General features: G+C 60.8%; 1 protein-coding gene. It reads left to right on the forward strand.

Translation table 11 applies throughout. The features are described from left to right. A partial coding sequence (locus tag ABX749_RS31035; protein ID WP_372899447.1) for an NAD-binding protein occupies positions 1-1,695 on the forward strand: 1,695 nt, incomplete at its 5' end. Positions 1,696-2,011 lie beyond the last annotated feature (316 nt).

The raw sequence follows: 2,011 nt of genomic DNA on the forward strand, positions 1-2,011 counted from the left end.
ACCGTCACGGCCATCACGCCGACCCAGTTTGATGAGATCCATGAATTGTCGGTCCCCGGACGGTACTTCACCGTCGTCCTGGTGTTTTGCGGATTCGGCGCCGTCGTCGCCTTCGCCACGCAGTTCGCTCGCTGGGTGATTCAAAGTGAATTGGAAGGGGTCGGGGTCATTACGCGGAAACAAATGCGCAGAAGGATCAGTCGAATGAGAGAGCATTACATTGTGTGTGGCTACGGAAAGATCGGGGGCGCGATTTGCAAGGAGCTGAAGGACCACCAGTTGCCGTTTGTCGTGATCACCGACGATGAAGCCTCGATCGCGGCCGTGGAACGTGAAGGGTTTGCGTTGGTCCGGGGCAACCCGACCGCGGATACGACGTTGAAGGAAGCGGCGATCGAGCGGGCTCAGGGCGTGATCGCGGTGCTGACCGACGACTCGAACAACTTGTTCATTTCGTTGGCGGCGCGGGAATTAAACCCCAAGATCTTCATCATCGCGCGGGGCGAAGACTCGGGCGTCGAGGACCGGATTCTGAGGGCCGGGGCGGACATCGTCGTCTCCCCGATGAAACTCGGCGGTCGCCAAATCGCCGAGCTGATCAAGCAACAAGCCGATAGTTCATCCGTCGTGACCGGCGTCTCCGAACATTCCAGCGTGTTGGGCGTGTCGTTGAAACCGCATCGTCACGATGCCGAACAGATCACGACGGTGGACGAGATTCTGAACGAATCGACGGCCGTCGGGGTCGCGGGTATCCAACGCGGTGATGGAACCTTCGACCCGACGCCGCCACCCGAGACTGCCGTCCATCAAGGCGACACCGTGATCTTGGTCACGCGCACCAGCCAGGCCGGCGACTCCTTCAACAAACCGCCGTCGGGCAAGACGATCCTGCTGGCCGACGACCATCGGGCGCTCAGGCTGCTGTTCACTCGCAAGCTTGCCGCGGCCGGACATGATGTCATCCAAGCGGCCAACGGTGACGACGCGTTGGCGATGGCGCGGGCGACCACGCCGGATTTGATCGTTTTAGACGTCAACATGCCCGCGCGCGATGGGTACCAGGTTTGTCACGAACTGCGTCAATCCAAGCAGTTTGCCACCACGCCCATCATTCTGTATTCCGGCAACGATACCGCCGAATTCGCCCAACGCGGTCGTGCCGCGGGAGCGAACACCTGTGTCCGCAAGACAAGCAAAAGTTCCGAATTGTTGGCAAGCATCGAAGCGATCTTCTCTGAGCGGCAACAGGATCGCGACGCCGAGGGTCGATCCGAACGACCACGCGAGGGCTCCAGTTCCACCGAGTCTGCTACCGTGAGCGAAGGGCTGCCGCCACACAGCCGGCCCTTCGATTTCGAGACGGCGATGGAGAATGCCGGAGGTGACGAAGAGCTGTTGAGCGAATTGATCACGGCGATGGAGGAAGAGACGCCGCGGATGATGAATGAAATTCAAACCGCGGTCGCCGCGACGGACTACAAGTCGTTGGAACGCGCCGCGCACGCGCTGAAGGGATCGCTGGTGGTGTTCGGCGCCGACGAAGCCAGCGAGGCGGCGACGCAGTTGGAGATCGCGGCGCGACAACAAGACGCATCGAGCATCGAGCGATTGACAGGTAATCTCCAGACGCAGATTGCCGAAGTGACACGTGCTTTACAACAGCACGCCCGATCGCTCGCGCGAATCGACTGATCTTGGTGTCTAGCCTTCAGGCGATTCCTTCTCGCTGCTCTGCAGCGACCCGAGCGGCTAAAGCCTGCACACCAGCGCACGTTGGTGTCTAGCCTTTAGGCGATTCCTTCTCGCTGCTCTGCAGCGACCCGGGCGGCTAAAGCCTGCACACCAGCGCACGTTGGTGTCTAGCCTTTAGGCGATTCCTTCTCGCTGCTCCGCAGCGACCCGAGCGGCTAAAGCCTGCACACCAGCGCGTGTTGGTGTCTAGCCTTTAGGCGATTCCTTCTCGCTGCTCTGCAGCGACCCGGGCGGCTAAAGCCTGCACACCAGCGCA

Source organism: Stieleria sp. (genome assembly GCF_041595215.1).
Classification (GTDB): Bacteria; Planctomycetota; Planctomycetia; order Pirellulales; family Pirellulaceae; genus Stieleria; species Stieleria magnilauensis.